Consider the following 17,383-nt stretch of genomic DNA (forward strand, 5'->3'; position numbering starts at 1 on the left):
CAAAGAGTTGATTAAGCTGCAATATGGCGCATAGTGGAAATGATAATTAGAAACAGGATGAGTCATGAAATACTTTCTAGCAGGCGTCGCGATTGCAAGCTCAGCTTGCGCTGTGCAAGCCGCATCGCTTGAGCCAACCGATATATTTAATCTTGAATATGCTAATCAAATTGACATCACCAATGACGGTGACAAAGTCTTCTTCGTGCGAAACCGCATGGATATCAAAAGTGATAGAAAAGTCGGTAATATTTGGTCTGTAGACCTTGCTACCAATGCAATGCAGCCAGTTACCTCTGGATTGCACATGGATTATTCTCCTGTGCTGTCGCCCAGTAATGATCGCATCGCTTTTGTTTCTACTCGCGACGGTAGCAGCCAAATTTATGTGAAATGGTTAGCAACCGGTGCCATTGCCAAGATCAGCAATTTAGCCCATGGACCATCAGGACTACATTGGTCACCAGATGGTAAAAGCCTGTACTTTAGCCAGTTTGTTCCCAGCCAAAAGGCACCACCGGTATCTGTTGCAGGGAAACCCAAAGGGGCAGAATGGGCAAAACCACCCGTATTTATCGATGAGGTATATTATCGCGCCGACGGTGCTGGTTATACCGAACCGGGCTTTAATCATATTTTTAAAATTGACGCCAACGGTGGCAACGCAAAACAGTTAACCTCTGGCAACTTTGATCATGGCGGCGAACTGAGTTTTGCTGATGACGCAAAGACACTGTATTTTTCGGCTAATCGCCACAAGGATAACCAATTAAACCCAACCAACAGCGAAGTCTATAAGCTAGACCTAAACTCGCTTGAAATCACCGCGGTAACTGACCGAGTTGGCCCAGATAATCACCCAGAGGTGTCACCTAATGGCCGCTATCTGGCTTACCTTGGTTATGATGATAAAAAAACCAATTACGAGAATAGCCTACTCTATGTCAAAGATCTCAAATCAGGCGAAACCAAAACCTATGCAGCCGATTTAGATAGAAGCCTTGCCTCTGTCACTTGGGCCGCCAACAGCCGTGGCGTCTATGTAAGTTACGACAGTGAAGGGAAAACCACACTTGGCTATCAGCCGTTAAAAGGGCGTTTTGAGCTGATAACGGATGCCATTGGTAGTGTTAGTTTTGGTCGCCCCTATTCAGGTGGTGACTATGCCATCAGTGACCGTGGATTAGTGGCTTTTACACTCGCAGATACCCAGCGCCCTGCCGATGTCGCAATTGTAAAACGCGGCGAGCCAAGACCAATTACAAAGCTGAACGAAGATGCCCTTGGCGATAAAACACTGGCAAAAGTTGAAGAAGTTTGGCTAAAGTCGACACATGATCAACTGCCAATTCAAGCTTGGGTCGCCTACCCTCCTGGGTTCGATAAATCTAAAAAGTATCCGCTAGTACTTGAGATCCACGGTGGCCCAGTTGCAAACTATGGCCCACACTTTAGCGCCGAGGTACAGCTTTTTGCTGCCCAAGGCAGCGTAGTGCTTTACATGAATCCACGAGGCAGCGACTCCTACGGCAAAGAGTTTGCTCAAACTATCCACCATAACTACCCAAGTCATGACTTTGATGACCTAATGACAGGTGTAGATCACCTGATTGGCGAAGGCTATATAGACAAAGACCGCTTGTTTGTTACAGGCGGTTCAGGTGGTGGCGTACTCACCGCGTGGACGGTAGGTCACACGGATAGATTCGCAGCAGCAGTCGTAGCAAAGCCAGTGATCAACTGGTATAGCTTTGTATTAACTGCAGATTTCTATCCATTCTTTGCGGACTACTGGTTCCCAGGAAAACCATGGGAGCACATGGAACATTATATGAAACGCTCGCCTATTAGCTATGTGGGGAATGTAAAAACCCCAACCATGTTACTGACAGGTGAAGCGGATTATCGTACGCCAATCTCAGAAACTGAGCAGTATTATCAAGCGCTTAAGCTACAGGGTGTAGAAACAGCTATGGTCAGAATTCCAGATGCCTCACACGGAATAACCAAAAGACCATCCAACCTGCTAAACAAAGTAGCTTATATTCAGTGGTGGTTCGACAAACACGATCCGAAAAAATAGACGGGATCCCAACCAAGCCGGGGCAGTCTTGCCTCGGTTTATTTACTCGTTATTGTTAAAGAAAATCCACAAAAATAGGAAATTCAATATGGATTATGTCTCTCTCAATCGTGCGGCATGGGAAGAACGAGCCAAGGCACATTTTGACTCTGAGTTTTATGACGTCAATCGCTTTTTACAAGGCACCTCTTCGCTCAATCCCATTGAATGTGAGCTACTTGGTAATGTATCAGGCAAGAGTCTGCTTCACCTACAATGTCACTTCGGCTTAGATAGCCTATCATTCGCAAGGTTGGGGGCTAAGGTAACTGGTGTCGACTTTTCAACAGAAGCCATTACGCGAGCAAATACGTTGGCTCAACAAACTGGGCTCGATGCCAGTTTTATCTGTCAGGATATCGCGCAATTTGGGCTTGAGAATACCACACAATTCGACATTGTCTTTGCATCCTATGGCACTATTTGCTGGTTACAAGATTTATCTCAGTGGGCTGCCACTATTGCCCGTGCATTAAAGCCCGGCGGTCAGTTTTGTTTCGTGGAGTTTCACCCAAGTATTGACCTTCATTTAGGTTACCCTTACTTCCCACAAACTCAGCCTGATATTAGCGAGGAATCAACCTATACCGAAAACCATCAAGATAGCAAACAAACCATTGCGATTTGGCCGCACTCAATCGCCGAAGTGATGCAGTCATTAATACAAGCTGGTCTTACAATCACTCACTTTGATGAGCACCCTTATAGTCCATATAACTGCTTTGAAGGTTTAGAGGCAGTGTCTGGACAAGGCTTTCAGTTATTGAGTAAAGGGCATCAAGTGCCATTGCTATTTTCAATATTGGCGATTAAAGCGGAGTAGAACTCACTACTCCGCCATATATTTTTTCATCTCCAATACAATCACGAGACTTTTTTACACAACCCTTACGCACCTAGTTAACTACCAAAATACAATATGGTCTTACAAGCTTTCTGTTCCAAGCCAATTATTGCAAAAGACTAAATTAAAGTTTCACTTCAAAAATATTCTTGCTATAGAAGATAAACATAACACTTTGATAAATTAAATTTTTTATCGATTTATTTTTCCGAATATACCAATTTGTTTTTCTGGATTTTCTCTTTCTAATTTGTGAACTAAAGTTTAACACGCAGTTTGAGACACACTTTAATTACGAGGGAAAACCCCATGAATAGAAAATCTAGAACGATGTTGTCTGCCGTAGCGCTCGCAGTAACAACAACGCTATCAGCCCCGAGCTTTGCAGCAATGAGTGAAGCAAAAACCAACCAATTTTGGTGGCCAGAACAACTAAACCTAAGCCCATTAAGACAGCACAGCCCAGAATCCAACCCTTATGGCGCAAACTTTGATTATGCCGCTGAATTTAGCAAACTAGATCTTAAGCAAGTCAAAAAAGACATCGAGCAAACACTCACTGATTCACAAGACTGGTGGCCTGCCGACTGGGGACATTATGGTCCATTTATGATCCGCATGGCATGGCATAGCGCTGGGGTTTATCGTGTACACGATGGCCGTGGTGGCTCGGCAGGTGGCCAACAACGTTTTGATCCGCTAAACAGTTGGCCTGATAACGCGAACTTAGACAAAGCAAGACGATTATTATGGCCGATTAAACAAAAGTACGGTCGTAGTCTATCGTGGGCAGACTTAATGGTCTTAGCGGGCAACGTTGCGCTTGAATCAATGGGTTTTAAGACCTTTGGTTTCGCCGGTGGCCGTCAAGACGATTGGGAGCCAGATTTAGTTTATTGGGGTCCAGAAGATGCTTTCTTAAAAGACGAGCGTCGTGACAAAAAAGGCAAACTAAAGGGCCCATTGGCAGCAGTTGAAATGGGACTTATTTATGTCAACCCTGAAGGTCCACACGGTAAACCAGATCCATTACTTGCCGCAAAAGATATTCGCATGTCATTTGGTCGCATGGCCATGAACGACGAAGAAGTGGTCGCACTTATCGCGGGTGGTCACACCTTTGGTAAAGCACATGGCGCGAAAAAGCCATCTGATTGTGTGGGTAAAGAACCAGCCGCTGCAGAGATTGAAGCGCAAGGCCTAGGCTGGAAAAATAAATGCGGCACGGGTAAAGGTGCAGACACCACAACAAGTGGTTTAGAAGGGGCTTGGACGGTCACACCAACTCAATGGTCAACCAATTATCTCGACAACCTAATGAACTTCAATTGGGTAATGACAAAAAGCCCAGCTGGTGCGACCCAATGGATCCCTGACAACAAAGCTGCGGCAAACCTAGTACCAGACGCCCATATTGAAGGTAAACGCCATGCACCGATAATGTTCACCACGGATTTGGCATTAAAATTTGACCCTGAATATCGTAAGGTCATTGAACGCTTCCGCAAAGATCCAAAGCAATATGAGTTGGCGTTCGCTAAGGCTTGGTTCAAATTGACCCACCGTGATATGGGTCCAAGAGCCCGTTATGTAGGTTCAGAAGTACCAAGAGAAGTACTGACTTGGCAAGATCCAATTCCAAAAGCGGATTATAAGATGATTGGTAGTAAGGACATAAACACTCTGAAAAAATCAATCTTGAACTCAGGTCTAACAAAGCAAGAACTGATCAGAACGGCATGGTCGGCAGCATCTAGCCACCGTGTTACTGATATGCGTGGTGGTGCAAACGGTGGCCGTTTACGCCTCGAGCCTCAGGTAAGTTGGGAGATAAACAACCCTGACGAGGTAAACAAAGTACTAGCTACATTGACGGACATTCAAACCCAGTTTAATAAACGCGCTGGCAAAAAAGCGGTCTCTATAGCCGACTTGATTGTGTTAGGTGGTTCTGCGGCAGTTGAAAAAGCCGCAAACGACGCAGGCTACAAAGTAAATGTAGCGTTTAAACCGGGCCGTACCGATGCCTCACAAGCACAAACAGATGTCTTATCATTTAGCTATCTGGAGCCAAAAGCTGACGCGTTCCGTAACTATTACAGTGATGAAGCATTTATGTCACCAACTGAAATGTTAGTAGACAAAGCCAATATGTTGGACCTATCAGTACCTGAAATGACGGTACTATTAGGCGGCCTACGTAGCTTAGACGCAAACTACAAAGGTTCAGAGCACGGTGTATTTACTGACAAACCAGGTCAGTTGAGCAACGACTTCTTTGTTAACCTGCTAGATATGTCGACTAAATGGTCAAAAGTAGAGGGGCAAGAAGGCTTATATGAAGGCCGTGACCGTAAAACTGGAGAGATAAAATGGACAGCAACACCGGTTGATTTAATCTTTGGCTCTAACTCTGAGCTTCGCGCAATTACCGAAGTCTATGCATCGGACGATGCCAAACAGAAGTTTGTAGACGATTTTATCGCCGCTTGGGTGAAGGTAATGCAACTAGACCGCTTTGACTTAAAATAAACCAATTAAGTAGAGTAAACGGGGGCCTAATTTAGGCCCTATTTTTTATTCGTGCTGCACACCTACCAAAGTCAAAATATAGCCAATATGGGTTTTCGCACCACTTGCCCACAGTGTTTTCACCAGACATTTGTAAATTAGTTTCAGGTACTAGAGACCCCTGGGTAGACAAATATGGTTGATAATTTATCTGACTGGCCGTGGGTAGTTGGCTTTATGCAACAGGTAGAGAGCCGATTCTTCAGTTTAGTTTATGCACAAAAAATCGGCGCTTAGCGCGCCGAGTGAACTTAATGATCAATCATATCAGCCAAAATGATGGCTGCGTGGGTTTCCACCGCACCTGAATCGAAACCATACATGTGCCCATATTTGTTCGCTAGCTCGGAATGCACATTATTGATGATCTCTTCTTGCCAGCGTTTGAACCAAATGAAGTGGTTGCCGTCTCTAAAAATTGGGGTGTAGGGCGCAACTTCTAATTGTTTACCGACTTCAGTTCTAACATCAGCAATGTATTCCAGCAGGTCTTTTACGTCCTTTTTTGAGCCTATATTGCCATGACCGCCATTAATAAAGTTCCAGTGCTTACTGAGCGGTTTCCTCAGAAGATTTTGTAGATCCACTTCATAACCATGGAAATCTTCCGCTCCCGCAAAATTGTAAAACGGCAGCTGATCAGGGTTAATCATGTCGGCGAAATGCAGCACGCGATCGCTTGGAATTAGAATCATCGTGTTATCCGGTGTGTGACCAGAACCTTCTGGTGCCATCATCTTCAGCCTTATGGAGCCAAATTTGACCGTTCTAGCTCTTTTCAAATCGTACACTTCATTTGGTGCAGGAACTTTAGGGGTTCTCACACCGTTCTCGTTCAATTCAGCGTGAAGGTTGATCTTGTCAGCAACAGTTTGACTAGCGATAACACGGACATGCCCCACTCTTGGGTAATTTTTCTTAATTAAGTCAATAAGTTGATTACCTCCACCTACATGATCTAGGTGATAATGAGAATACATAATAGCAGTGATCGGCTTATTGGTGATGGATTGAATACCTCGAAACAGCGCATCAATACGACCATCACCAAGAGGGTCAATCAGTAACACCGAGTCTTTGGACACCACAACGGTAGCGTTGTAGTAATTTACTCCAATCCAGTAGGTGTTTTTACCCAATTTCTGTACAGTGAATTTACTGTCATCAAACTGGCGTTCATAAAGGTTATTGATTTTTTGGCCGATTTTCAGCGAGTGCTTTGCTGATGGTTCAACTTCGATTTGAGCCGTTTCACCAGGGAATAAAATCGCGTGTTGGTTATTATGGTCATGGCCTAACGCACTGACATTAAAAGTAAACACTGCAGCAGCAATAGGGGTTAAAGCTAGGGTGGGTAGTTTCATTTTTCTCTCCTCAATAAGATGAAAAAAAGATAAAACAAAAACAAACATATCAAAAATGCATGTTTGTTATAGTATGTAGATCATTTACGCATAATTTTATACGGTGATGGCATGGGTGTACCTGAGTTGAATCTACGCAGTATTGACTTAAATTTGTTAACGATCTTAGAGAAGGTGTTGATCCACAAGCATATTAGTCAAGCCGCTCAAGCATTAAACATGAGCCAGCCAGCAGTGAGCCGAGCCCTGATGCGCTTAAGAAAGCAATTTGCTGATCCATTGTTGGTAAAGGTGAAAAATGAGTATCGTTTAACTGCAAAAGGTGAGCGCCTTCGTAGCGAACTGGAGCTATCACTCACTACAATTCGTCATATGTTGGTGGATGATGAGTTTGACCCCCTGCAATACTCAGGCGTATTCACTATAGGGGCGCTGGATTTCGAAATGATGATGATTGTGCCGAAATTGTTGGCGCGTTTTCAACAGCGTGCTCCAAATTTGAAATTACAAATTGTGTCTTACAACTCGTTTATACCGCTTCATGACTACTTGGAAAAGGTAGCGGATTTATTACTGTACTCCACAGATGAGACACCCACCAACGTATTTAAACAGCGTTTATTTAATGATAATTATGCCATAGTAATGTGTTGTCAGCATAAATGGGCTCATCAGCCTATGACGTTAGCGCGCTATTGCCAGAGTCGACATCTAATCGTTTCAGGTAATGGCTTGTGCAAAACGGATATGGATCATGAGCTAAAAAGGTTGAATGCTCAGCGGGAAGTAGTGGCATCTTTACCCCATTTTTCGATGGTCCCGGAGTTATTGATTAACACGGATCTGATTGCCACTTTACCAAAGCGGCTGGTCACTCATTTAAGTAGACGTTATGACATCACGGTGGCCGATTTACCGTTCCACACTGCCGATTTTCAAGTTGAACAATTTTGGCATCTCATTCATCACAACAGTCCAATCCACCAGTGGGTGAGGCAGGAAATAAAAAGCTTGGTGGATGAAGAGATCGGTGAAACGGTGTGAGGCGACTCGATTAAATCGCTTTTACACTCGCTCTCTCAACTGAGCATTATCTTTATCGATAGTTCTGTTATTAAACAGCACTTCGCGCAGCTAGACATCCTGAGTTATTTTTAGGCAATGCAACAAAGCAAAACCGAGATACGAAGTTATCCGTCACCACATCGCTTTGCGCTTTATCGCTACTGTTATAGAGGTGCAATTGATTATCTTCGACGAAATAAAATCCCAATTGGTTTAATCGTGCCGCCCACCGAAACCCCGATGCTAAATCACACTTTATATAAGCACTTAACTCTCGATATTGCATTTGTTTATCACCGCCCCACAGCAACTGGTAAGGCACATTTGCGCGCTGTAAAGCCCCTTGCCAAAATCGTGATAAGCGCTGATTTTTATCATTACAAAGTACCTTTCCATGTGGATTCCAAAGACTTAAGATAGCGCCCCGTGTAACAAAGCGGATTGGCTGTAATGGTTGAAAATATACTTGTAAATAAAGCTGCCACAGGTTTGGTTCAATTTTCATGTTTTACTGCTTGTTTGATTGTATTTATCAGCTACCAAGATGGGCTCATGGCTGCAGGTTTGGCTGCTCCGCGTAATCGGCCTATACATCTTATCAATAACTAAAAAATTATCACTTAACCAATACAGCAACTCGCTTTTGCTCATTCTCCGTAAAGGTTTGTTTGAGTAGTGACTCGAGTTTTTCTTTTGCGACTTGGCTATCACCAAGCTCGGCTAAAATATTTTGCTTTTGCAGCATAAAGCTTTGTAGTTTTTGCTGCCAATGCAGCTGTTGCTTCTGGACTTCAAGTATACGCGTTGCGGCTTCATCGCCGTACTCAGCACTTAGTTCGTTATAGTGTTTTTGCTGCCAGTTTGCGTTTAGGGTGTGTAACTGGCCTGAGGTTTGAAATAACACTTGTTCGCGCTTTGGGAGCCCACTGATATGCGTTTCAATTAATTGCTGCTTTTGCGACTCAGATATAGATGCGTCTGACAAAATTTGCCAGCGATTCAAAGCTTGCGTATCCCACGCATTATCATCTTCAAACCAAACTGCAATCACTTCATCCGTAAAAAATTGCCGCTGCAGTGCGTGTAGCAATTCAACACGTTCTTGTAGATTAAGATGTGTGTCCACATCAATTAAGGCCTGCTTAAATTGCACGTAGAGACCTGCAACTTCGTGAAGGCATTGTGGTAATAGTTCCAGATAAGCTTGCCACTGCTCGGCTTGGTTATGGTTTTGTAGCTCAAAAAGCCAATCGTCGATTTGGTGCTTATGCTGTTTATTAATGGTCTCACAATGTGCGCTTACAGATACATTCCTTTTGGGTTGTGGGACCTTATGCGCATCATTTTTCAGCTCAGATAACTCCGCGAACCGGGGAACATGACGCGGCGTCTCTTGCTGTTCACTCTCGATATAAACCAGCGACAGCATAGTCAAAATGATTAGCAAAAGGCCCCACTTTTTCATAGCGCCAGACCTTTTAAGCGGCGAATATGCTGACGATAAACGGTTAAAGGGTCTGTTTCGAACAAGTGATGAATACCAATGGTGTGGTTTACCTGATCTAAATGGTTCATTTTGAATTGGTTGTTGATCACCTGACCTAAATTACTAGAACAAACTGATACTAGGCCGTCGTTGGCCTCATCAAAGACTTGAGAGAACAGTGCAAGTGCGTTGTCAGCGGGGTCAAATACGTTGGTCCATGCTTTGCTGCCACTCCATGAAAAATAATGCACGCCATTGCTCGCTAGACTTTGCGTTTCGCCACAATAATGACTTGGCACACCCTCTGGGTATTTTTGGTTAAATGCTAATGTGCCAGCCGTGGTCAAAGCACTTAGTGCTTCGAGTGCATCTTTTGGTGCGGTTGCTTTACCAGATAACAAATCAATCAACCCCGCAAGGCCGTTAGCAAGCGACGCTAAAAACTGCTCCGAAAATGAGCCACTGTCTACTCCACCGCGAACAACATCAGCAAAACGACTCCCCCAGTTTACGCCACCAATACTAGTCGCTGAGGCCACCCACTCAGGTTTAACTGAGGCGACATAGCGAATTGTTTGCGCGCCTTGGCTGTGGCCAATCAAATTAACTTTGTCTTTACCCGTTAATGCTCGAACCAACGCAACTTGCTCTAGTAGTTGCTCACCACGCAATTCTGAATTATGGGCTGATGATACTTCTGCAACATAAACCTGCCCACCTTCATCATGGATCACTTGTGGTACGCGATAAAAATAATCTACTCCGAGCAGATTATCAAAACCAAACAGACCGTGAACTAATACCACGGGATACTCTAATTCCTCACCGCTGTGGGCGGGAGAGGTAACGACCGATAGCAACCCAAGCAGGGCGCTGAGAATTAACCTTTTCATGTACTTGCTCCAATTATTACAATTTAGTAACAAACAAACTTTAGATTACAATGGTCAGAGGTCAAGCCAGAATAGTGTAAAAAATGAAATTTTAATGAATGTTACGTAAACAAAAGTAAATAATGGGAGTGTGAGTTAGTACCTAGGCCCAGAGGTTAGTACACACAGGATGCCCCAAAAGAAGCCAAAATACGGCTCCTTTTGAGAATTTCTAAAAATTAGGATCAATCGAAGGTAAGGTCTACAAGCAATCAGCGTGAGGATAAGTTGTGAGCTCACCTAAATGCACTTGGTAACTATTGCCGGTAATTGCTGTGGTACCGTAATGTCCGGCATCAGAACCAATAGTAAACGCCTCTGAAGCTGGGATCCCCGCTTTGATAAAGGCTTCAGCATCTGTTTTGGCATTACCATAAGCACGAACGACATCAATGCCCTGCGCCTTTAAGCGATTAATCTCCGCAGTTTTATATTCTGCCGTTTTAAACAAGCTGGTTTCATTACTGAGTGATGTGCGTAAAAAGCCTTGCGGTAGGCCCATCCAGCTTAACCAACCGCGCGTTCCTTTGGCATACCAATATACTCTGGCTGTTAAGAATACGGGTTGATAGCCCAAATCAAGATAGTGGCGAACTAAATCATAGGCGCCATCTTTGGGGTCGGCATGATCTATTCCGGTATAGTCGCCAATTTGCTCGGCATCGGATTCGGTTAATGTACCATCGATGTCAAACAGGACCGCTTGAGTACCTGGCTCAACGACCGTGACATAACCTTGTGCACCGGAGCCGTCAGCTGGTACGCCTGCGTATATACGATACTGACCTGCCGATAATTCAGGCAAGGTGATAAACGCCTTACCATCGCCATTGGTGGTTTGCTCTCCAAGATACTGCCAATTTGTGTCCGACTCAGCACGGTAGTAAAACTCCACCGACTCGAATTCCAAGTCTTTATGAGTGATGCTACCGTAGTCAAATTTAGCGGTGATCTGAGTTGCAGCACCGGCAGCGGTTACTTGGTCGTGTACCATATGGTAACTCGGCAGCCAAGATAAGTATTTGTTAAATGAGCTAGAAAAGCTACGCTTGACCATATTAGGTGCTGCATAATGGGTTTCTAATGCGGTAATACTTGGGCAAGTAGGGGTTGCCAGCGAAGAAAAAGAAGCGAATAACGCTGCTGTTAAAATAGAATGTCTCATGCACGACTCCGTGTTTATTATTGTCATAACGAATACGTCACCCAAGCAAATAATCGACTTACGTAGGTAACAAAGAGCAAGGCACAACTGGGTTGGCCTTGTCATAAAACGCTAGAGCATAAACTCGAAATGTGTCAAATTTGTTAACTTAAATATTTTATTTAACATTCCATAGATGTTCTACCATCTCTTGTGTACTAACTTCCATGCAACCTTGGCGGTTAACCCCAGCCCAAAGCGGGCTAAAATCTCCACTTCCTTGCTTTTCAGCAGCGGCGCGTAATGGTGTCAAAGCAGCTGATGCATATGGAAAAGTGGGTACATCATCATTAATAAAGCTGAGATCTATCATTAGTCGATTTTCGATCCCACGCGCAGGGCGACCAGAGAACACATTGGTCACGGCGGATGGCTCAGCCAGTGACTTAAGTGCATCTCGATGTACCAAAGAAGTGCTTGCTTCATCACATAGTAAAAAGCAAGTGCCGATTTGTGTTCCACATGCCCCCAGTTCATGCATCATAGTGACATCATGATGAGAAGCAATTCCACCTGCAGCGACTACAGGAACCGATAGCGCATCAGCGAGGATAGTGACTAATTGACGAGTATGTAGCTGAGACTCAAGCTTTGTCTCGGTGAAGGTTGCTCTATGTCCACCCGCTTCAATCCCTTGTGCTATCACGATGTCTGCACCATTTTCAGCTAACCATATCCCCTCTTCCAAGGTTGTTGCTGAAGATAAAATAGTCGTCCCCCACGATTTTGCCAACTCAACCAATTCGGCATCTGGAAGACCAAAATGAAAACTGATCACGGGAGGTTTATAAGGGGCAATGGCCTCAGCCATGTCCCTATCAAATGGGCGTCTTAAGATCCCCATGTCGTCGCTAGGTGTTAGCTCCAGCTCATCGTAATATGAAGCCAGCATTTTCTTCCACTTATCTTGCTGATAAGGGTCAAGTTCCGGCATTTCATGGCAAAAAAAGTTAAGATTATATGGGCCTGAAGCATGCGCTTTAAAATGCTCGATTTCAGCAACGACCTGCTCCTTGCTCAGCATCCCACAAGGGATTGAGCCGAGTATGCCGGCATTGGTCGCTGCGGCCGCTAAGCGCCAATTTTGCACGCCCGCCATTGGCGCTTGGATCATAGGAATGGAGATATTGAGTAATGTGGTAAGCTGCATCACAAGGTCCTTGTTTTAGGCAAAACGACATAAAGCCGAAGGTGCTTTCAGTGTGGGGAAGAAGCGCTTAACGGTCAATGATTGTGCGGCTAATAAAGTAAACTTTCTCTTGCCAAAACAACCATGTTTGAAATAGTGTTTCTATAACAATACAAGGACGCCATGATGAACATCTCTCTAAGAGCCATTGATAAACACAACTACGAAGCCATTTGCGATTTAGATGTCAGCCCTAGGCAGCAAGATTTGGTAGCCTGCAACATGTTTTCCATCGTGGAATCAACATTTAATGATGGCTATACCACACGCGCAATTTATCAAGATGATGAAGCTGTTGGGATGCTAATGTGGGTACAAGAGAGTATAGAGCGCATCTCCATTTGGCGCTTTATGGTTGATCAGCAATTTCAACAACAAGGGATTGGGCGTAAAGCGCTCACCCTCGCACTCGAAGAAATCAAGCAGACACCAAACCTTACCACCATAGAAATCTGTTATGTACCGAGCAACCCCGTTGCAAAATCGTTTTACGCGAGCTTTGGCTTTGAAGAAGTTGGAATCAATGAAGAGGATGGTGAAATGCTAGCGGTGATCAAACTTCCTCTATAACAAGTTGTAATCTTCGGTAATTTGCGCAAATGGAAGCGTAGGTTAAACTTACTGACAATGTAAGTTAAGCTGCTCAAAGGAACCCGAATTAACATGCATGAGCATACAAAGCGCATTTGTGATTTTCTCACCGAAATCCAGCTACCTTTTCGATTTCATGAAGTCGAGGAAAATACGTTTTTACCGGGTCTAAAAACGGTGATGGGCACACTCTATATTGATAATGAGAAATTGCTATATCCAGGTGATATATTGCACGAAGCTGGTCATATTGCCGTATGTGAGCCGATATTCCGCGACCAACTTCATGAAGACGTGTATAAAAATGGCCTAAAAAATGGTCGAGAGAAACAAGCCATGCAAGGCGAAGAAATGGCCGCCATTGCTTGGTCGGTTGCTGCCATTCAATATATCGGCTTGCCTCTAGAGGTCGTAATACATAAGGATGGCTATAAGGGCGCCAGCAATAGCTTCGTAAGTGCTTTTAAGGAAGGGAAAGGGTTCGGCTACCCATTACTCAATGCATGGGATATGACTTGCCCAGAACAAGGCTTTCCTAAAATGCAGAAATGGATCAGGGATCATCGCTGGATTAATGAATTAAGTTAATCCATTCCCTATCTAAACCTTAAGCTCCCTAGCAGCTCGAAATAAAAAAAGCCCGACTACAAAGTCGAGCTTGGGGAGGCGTGGCGCTTTGGATTGCCACTTGCTTACTGATTAAATTCTTTCTCAGACAGTTTGCCATCTCCGTCGCTGTCTAGCTTATCAAAGATTGAAGCAAGAGATTCTGACAGTGATGCTTCGCTTTTAGAGATAAAACCGTCTTTATCTAAATCAAAATCGTTAAATTCTGCTGCCATTGCAGAGCCGGCAAAAAGTACTGTGGCGGCTGTAATTGCTGTTGCTAACTTTTTCATTGTGACCTCCTAGCCTTTAAAGTTAGAGAATTCAGAAGCGCTTAGCTGACCATTTTTGTCTGCATCTAGCTTCTCGAACTGACCAAGTAGTGTTGATGATACTGATGCTTCTTGCTGGCTGATCTGCCCGTCTTTATCCTTGTCTACATCTTGAAATGACAAGGTTGCTGCCAGTGCCATCGTACTCACCAATACACCTATGGTCGTTGCACATACCGTTCTAAGTTTCATAGCCATTCTCCTCACTATGCCCGTCTCTCATTGCGGCTCTAGTCGCAAATTAACCTTTAAAGTTAGAGAACTCAGTTTCGTTTAGTTCTCCGTCAGCGTTTACATCTAAGTCTTTAAACTGCTCGATAAGCGCTGTATTTACTTTTGCTTCACTCATGCTAATAGCACCGTTGCCATCTGTGTCATAGCTTGCGAAATCTTCACCAGCAATAGTATTTGCTGAAGCCAATGTTAGACCTGTGATTGATAGTGCGATAAGTACATTTTTCATCATTCTGCTCCTAAAATTTCCTAAATATGATTTGCTTTTGGACGGCTTGATTAGCCTTGGTAATTTGCGAATTCAGACTCGCTCAACTCACCGTCGGCATTGCTGTCTAGTTGTGTAAATTGCTCTGCAAGCGACTGATTTACTTTTGCCTCAGTCATGCTGATGGTGCCGTTACCGTCAGTATCATATTTAGTGAAATCTTCACCAGCTAATGCAGAAGCTGAAGCGAATGTTAAACCTGCAATTGAAAGTGCTGCTAATACGTTTTTCATGATAGTCCAATCCTTCTGTCGTTTTCGTAATGGTGTTAAAGGCAGTGGGCGCTATGCCCACCTAGCGATTAACCTTCGTAGTTCGCGTACTCAGATTTGCTTAGCTCGCCATCGGCGTTCGCGTCTAAGTCTGCAAACTGCTCAGTTAACGAAGTACTTACGCTTGCTTCAGTAACGCTGATTGAACCGTTGCCATCAGTATCTAGTTTTTCGAAATCACCACCAGCAAATGCTGATGCTGAAACCATTGATAAACCTGCGATTGATAGTGCTGCTAGTACGTTTTTCATAATCTAATCCTTCAATTGTGTCATTTTGTTCTGATGAGCTAGGCATGCGGCCCAGCTCTTTAACTCATTATTAAATCCAGTGCCAAATTAGCCTTCGTAATTTGCGTATTCTGACTTGCTTAGTTCGCCATCGGCATTAGCGTCTAAATCCGCGAACTGCTCGCTCAATGACGCGCTTACGCTCGCTTCTGTTACACTGATTGAACCGTTGCCATCAGTATCCAGTTTTGCGAAGTCATCACCAGCGAGTGCTGACGCTGAAACCATTGATAAACCTGCGATTGATAGTGCTGCTAATACATTTTTCATAATCTTTTCCTTAAATTGGGGTATATTTAAAACTTTGCTATTATGTCGTCGGCTCGTGCTTAGCCTTCAAAGTTATCAAACTCAGACTGGCTTAATTGACCGTCTTGGTCGGCGTCAAGGTCTTTAAACTGCGCCATCAAATTTGGATTTGCTTTTGATTCGCCTAGTGAGATGTAGCCATCTCCATCAACATCGTATTTATCAAACTCAGAGTTTGCGTGAGCACCTACTGATGCGAAAGAAAGTACAGCTGCTGATAGTGCGATTGCTAAAGTTTTCATAATCAGTTCCTCTCATATTTCTAAACTTGTCGTTTCTGCTTCTCTACGTTGGTTTGTGTTGAAGCGAATGTTTTTTGCTTTCGAGATAACTATTCCAACTTTGATGCCAAAGTTTAAAAGTAATTAAGAATCAATAGGTTAAAAATAAAGGTAAATTTTCATTAAGGATGGATTCAGTGATATTGTTGCCATTTAGCAACAGGTGATTTTGAGATAAAATTAAAATTTATTTATTTTCAATAGGTTAAGCTGTCGCATAAAAGCAACACCTTAAAAAATTAGGATGTAAGTGCAGCCCAAGGCGGTTAAGTTTCATGCGACAATCATTCACATTCGGTATTGAGCAGACCCGCCAGAAAAATTTTTATGAAAATATCGAAAATTTTTTCTTATATTTTCTAAAAATCAAAAAATAAATATAACACATTGAAAGTAAACACATTAAAACCAACTTTCATCTTGGGTAAATTGCTATAAAAGTGACTGAGTGGGCGGGAAACTGACGAAAAACACAAGTATTTTAAAAAAGTAGTAAAGAAAAGAGAGGAGTGTTGCTAAAAAGCAACACCCGCTAGATTGGTGTTAGATTACGAAGCGGTACCCAACCTTGCAGCTCTGACTTTTTACTTGAGCACCACACCCAACCATTGAGTTGGTTATGCCCCAATAAGCGTTCACCTTGAACTACCGATAGTTCCTGAGCGGTATAGTCCATTAATGCGATACCTTGTTTGGGATTGACTAAGCGAAACACTTGAGCAGGTACCCAACCAGACACTTGCTCCTCAGTTTCACAGAAAAACCAATTGTCCCACCCCTCTTCGCCCTCATATTCTTCACCAACGGCCAATCTGGCGCCTTGTTTAAACGTGATGGGAGTCGGAAACTCATTGATATGTTCCTTGATTACTTGATATTCGATATCTAACTGCTTATTTTCCAAGTTTCAACTCCATATAGACAGACAGCGGATCCGATCTGTGATCACCAAATTCTTTTCTTTCGATAAAACCAAACTGCGCATATAACCTGAGGGCTTCTGGTTGCTTAACTCCGGTTTCTAACCGTATCAGTGGATATTGACGATTATCTGCAAAAGCGATTAACTCGGACAAGATTGCTTTTGATAAACCAAGACCGCGATGGTTTGGCTTTACATACAGTCTTTTCAACTCACCATAGAGACAATCATGATGCTTTTCGACGATTGCGCCGCAAGCAATGATCTCGTCATGCTGGATAATACCAATAAAATGCGCAGTAGGTGAACATAGCTCTTGCAATGCCGATAGCTGGTTGCTTTCAGCAGGGTATAGCGAATTCATCAGCGCATCGATTTCTGCTATTAATGTATCAAGCGATGGAACACTCGCATCAAGTGCAACGATTTGCATTTATCATTTCCTTGATTTTCGGTATTAATTAACTAGAGCCGGGGATTAAGCTGAACATTCAAGTGCAA

The 17,383-nt window shown here is 43.6% G+C and carries 21 protein-coding genes; 6 read left to right on the forward strand and 15 right to left on the reverse strand.

The window, feature by feature from the left end; genetic code table 11:
- Window positions 1-64: 64 nt before the first annotated feature.
- The 3 genes from MHN30_RS11890 to katG all read left to right on the forward strand — a co-directional run bounded on the left by MHN30_RS11890 (window position 65) and on the right by katG (window position 5,498).
- Window positions 65-2,083 (forward strand): S9 family peptidase, encoded by a 2,019-nt coding sequence (locus tag MHN30_RS11890; protein ID WP_222244398.1) that lies wholly within the window; start codon window positions 65-67, stop codon window positions 2,081-2,083.
- An 88-nt stretch (window positions 2,084-2,171) separates the two neighbouring features.
- Window positions 2,172-2,945, forward strand: coding sequence for a class I SAM-dependent methyltransferase (locus MHN30_RS11895; protein WP_045990738.1), 774 nt, complete (start codon window positions 2,172-2,174; stop codon window positions 2,943-2,945).
- A 330-nt stretch (window positions 2,946-3,275) separates the two neighbouring features.
- Complete coding sequence (gene katG / locus MHN30_RS11900; protein ID WP_239359758.1) at window positions 3,276-5,498, forward strand: catalase/peroxidase HPI; 2,223 nt, start codon at window positions 3,276-3,278, stop codon at window positions 5,496-5,498.
- A 290-nt stretch (window positions 5,499-5,788) separates the two neighbouring features.
- Here the strand turns inward: katG and MHN30_RS11905 are convergent, their stop codons facing one another.
- Window positions 5,789-6,901 (reverse strand): VarG family subclass B1-like metallo-beta-lactamase, encoded by a 1,113-nt coding sequence (locus MHN30_RS11905; RefSeq protein ID WP_239359760.1) that lies wholly within the window; start codon window positions 6,899-6,901, stop codon window positions 5,789-5,791.
- A 111-nt stretch (window positions 6,902-7,012) separates the two neighbouring features.
- Between MHN30_RS11905 and MHN30_RS11910 the strand changes: the two genes are divergently transcribed.
- On the forward strand, window positions 7,013-7,945 hold the full coding sequence (locus MHN30_RS11910) for a LysR family transcriptional regulator (RefSeq protein ID WP_211856752.1): 933 nt from the start codon (window positions 7,013-7,015) through the stop codon (window positions 7,943-7,945).
- A 70-nt stretch (window positions 7,946-8,015) separates the two neighbouring features.
- On the opposite strand, the gene MHN30_RS11915 is transcribed toward MHN30_RS11910, so the two are convergent.
- The 5 genes from MHN30_RS11915 to MHN30_RS11935 all read right to left on the reverse strand — a co-directional run bounded on the left by MHN30_RS11915 (window position 8,016) and on the right by MHN30_RS11935 (window position 12,738).
- Window positions 8,016-8,471: a hypothetical protein gene (locus MHN30_RS11915; protein ID WP_239359762.1), complete on the reverse strand. Its 456-nt coding sequence runs from the start codon at window positions 8,469-8,471 to the stop codon at window positions 8,016-8,018.
- A gap of 111 nt (window positions 8,472-8,582) precedes the next feature.
- Window positions 8,583-9,431: a lipase chaperone gene (locus MHN30_RS11920; RefSeq protein ID WP_239359763.1), complete on the reverse strand. Its 849-nt coding sequence runs from the start codon at window positions 9,429-9,431 to the stop codon at window positions 8,583-8,585.
- Window positions 9,428-10,345 (reverse strand): triacylglycerol lipase, encoded by a 918-nt coding sequence (locus tag MHN30_RS11925; RefSeq protein WP_239359764.1) that lies wholly within the window; start codon window positions 10,343-10,345, stop codon window positions 9,428-9,430. The genes MHN30_RS11920 and MHN30_RS11925 overlap by 4 nt, the downstream gene beginning before the upstream one ends.
- Before the next feature lie 241 nt (window positions 10,346-10,586).
- The gene (locus MHN30_RS11930; RefSeq protein WP_239359765.1) at window positions 10,587-11,549 is read right to left on the reverse strand and encodes a phosphatidylinositol transfer protein; all 963 of its coding nucleotides are present in this window, start codon (window positions 11,547-11,549) and stop codon (window positions 10,587-10,589) included.
- Between the two features lie 157 nt (window positions 11,550-11,706).
- Window positions 11,707-12,738, reverse strand: a complete 1,032-nt coding sequence (locus MHN30_RS11935; RefSeq protein ID WP_239359766.1) for a nitronate monooxygenase — start codon at window positions 12,736-12,738, stop codon at window positions 11,707-11,709.
- Between the two features lie 165 nt (window positions 12,739-12,903).
- On the opposite strand from MHN30_RS11935, the gene MHN30_RS11940 reads away from it, so the two are divergent.
- Both MHN30_RS11940 and MHN30_RS11945 read left to right on the forward strand, forming a co-directional pair.
- A complete protein-coding gene (locus MHN30_RS11940) occupies window positions 12,904-13,347 on the forward strand; it encodes a GNAT family N-acetyltransferase (RefSeq protein ID WP_239359811.1) in 444 nt (147 codons plus the stop codon).
- A gap of 93 nt (window positions 13,348-13,440) precedes the next feature.
- Window positions 13,441-13,956 (forward strand): hypothetical protein, encoded by a 516-nt coding sequence (locus MHN30_RS11945; protein WP_130165717.1) that lies wholly within the window; start codon window positions 13,441-13,443, stop codon window positions 13,954-13,956.
- A gap of 104 nt (window positions 13,957-14,060) precedes the next feature.
- Here MHN30_RS11945 and MHN30_RS11950 read toward each other — a convergent pair whose 3' ends face one another.
- From MHN30_RS11950 to MHN30_RS11990, 9 genes are all read right to left on the reverse strand, one after another.
- Entirely contained in the window at window positions 14,061-14,267 is a 207-nt protein-coding gene (locus MHN30_RS11950) for an EF-hand domain-containing protein (protein ID WP_010375685.1), read from the reverse strand.
- A gap of 9 nt (window positions 14,268-14,276) precedes the next feature.
- Window positions 14,277-14,498, reverse strand: coding sequence for a crotonobetainyl-CoA--carnitine CoA-transferase (locus tag MHN30_RS11955; RefSeq protein WP_010375684.1), 222 nt, complete (start codon window positions 14,496-14,498; stop codon window positions 14,277-14,279).
- A gap of 49 nt (window positions 14,499-14,547) precedes the next feature.
- Window positions 14,548-14,769, reverse strand: coding sequence for an EF-hand domain-containing protein (locus tag MHN30_RS11960; protein WP_010375683.1), 222 nt, complete (start codon window positions 14,767-14,769; stop codon window positions 14,548-14,550).
- A gap of 50 nt (window positions 14,770-14,819) precedes the next feature.
- The gene (locus tag MHN30_RS11965) at window positions 14,820-15,041 is read right to left on the reverse strand and encodes a calmodulin (RefSeq protein WP_017218753.1); all 222 of its coding nucleotides are present in this window, start codon (window positions 15,039-15,041) and stop codon (window positions 14,820-14,822) included.
- A 68-nt stretch (window positions 15,042-15,109) separates the two neighbouring features.
- Window positions 15,110-15,331, reverse strand: coding sequence for an EF-hand domain-containing protein (locus tag MHN30_RS11970; protein WP_017218754.1), 222 nt, complete (start codon window positions 15,329-15,331; stop codon window positions 15,110-15,112).
- 87 nt (window positions 15,332-15,418) lie between these two features.
- Window positions 15,419-15,640 carry a calmodulin gene (locus tag MHN30_RS11975; RefSeq protein ID WP_010375680.1) on the reverse strand — a complete coding sequence of 74 codons (222 nt, stop codon included), beginning with the start codon at window positions 15,638-15,640 and terminating at the stop codon, window positions 15,419-15,421.
- Window positions 15,641-15,699: 59 nt separating this feature from the next.
- The gene (locus MHN30_RS11980; RefSeq protein ID WP_010375679.1) at window positions 15,700-15,921 is read right to left on the reverse strand and encodes a calmodulin; all 222 of its coding nucleotides are present in this window, start codon (window positions 15,919-15,921) and stop codon (window positions 15,700-15,702) included.
- A 571-nt stretch (window positions 15,922-16,492) separates the two neighbouring features.
- Window positions 16,493-16,864 (reverse strand): SH3 domain-containing protein, encoded by a 372-nt coding sequence (locus MHN30_RS11985; protein ID WP_069021588.1) that lies wholly within the window; start codon window positions 16,862-16,864, stop codon window positions 16,493-16,495.
- Window positions 16,854-17,315: a GNAT family N-acetyltransferase gene (locus tag MHN30_RS11990; RefSeq protein ID WP_130165716.1), complete on the reverse strand. Its 462-nt coding sequence runs from the start codon at window positions 17,313-17,315 to the stop codon at window positions 16,854-16,856. The genes MHN30_RS11985 and MHN30_RS11990 overlap by 11 nt, the downstream gene beginning before the upstream one ends.
- Window positions 17,316-17,383 lie beyond the last annotated feature (68 nt).

Origin of the sequence: Pseudoalteromonas sp. OF7H-1 (assembly GCF_022347825.1) — a bacterium.
Lineage (GTDB): Bacteria > Pseudomonadota > Gammaproteobacteria > Enterobacterales > Alteromonadaceae > Pseudoalteromonas > Pseudoalteromonas maricaloris.